The sequence below is a fragment of the Vibrio sp. 1727 genome, assembly GCF_033344415.1.
GTDB classification, from domain to species: Bacteria; Pseudomonadota; Gammaproteobacteria; order Enterobacterales; family Vibrionaceae; genus Vibrio; species Vibrio alginolyticus.
In genome coordinates this window covers 1-606 of record NZ_JAWPOT010000428.1, presented here as the reverse complement: position 1 = coordinate 606, position 606 = coordinate 1, and the positions used below count along the sequence as shown (strand labels likewise).

Sequence of the window (606 nt, the reverse complement as noted above, 5' to 3'; positions counted from 1 at the left end):
GAGCCCGTTTTAAGCGGTTTATGATCGTCACCGTAAGTTTGTGGCCTCGCATCAATCAACTCAAAAACACGTTCACTCGACACCAACGCTTGTTGTAAAAGTGCAAGTTGTTGGGTCATTTCAATCAGAGGTTCGGTCACACGCGCCAAATAACTGATGAACGCATAAAGTACACCGACACCAATCAACTCGACACCATTAAAGCCAAAGATGGCAACTAAGCAGAGTAGGGCAAGGCCAGCCAACAGATCCATGAGAGGCCGCAGCAGATACCCGTTTAAGCGAATCACTTTTTTGGACGCGACCAAATGCTCAGCAGTGAGTTCGTTAAATTGTTTGTTAAAGCGCTCTTCTTGTTGCATCAGCTGAATCACGCTCATCCCTTGGATTGATTCGCTTAAGTTGGCGTTAATGTCCGTGAGCAAGTCACGCATTCTGCGATAACTATCGGTACTGAGTTGTTTAAACAGATACATAAAGCCAATTACGATCGGTAACAGGACGAGAACAACCAGCGTCAACTTCCAACTCATGAAGAACATGACACCCAACATTACCACGATCATCACAACGTTCTTAACCACGGTCGCGATTAACAACTCGTAA

General features: G+C 45.4%; 1 protein-coding gene. It reads right to left on the bottom strand.

Annotated features, from left to right (window positions below; all coding sequences use genetic code 11):
- Positions 1–606: ABC transporter transmembrane domain-containing protein (locus R8O10_RS26150; RefSeq protein WP_318192088.1), on the bottom strand; the 606-nt coding region annotated here is incomplete at both ends.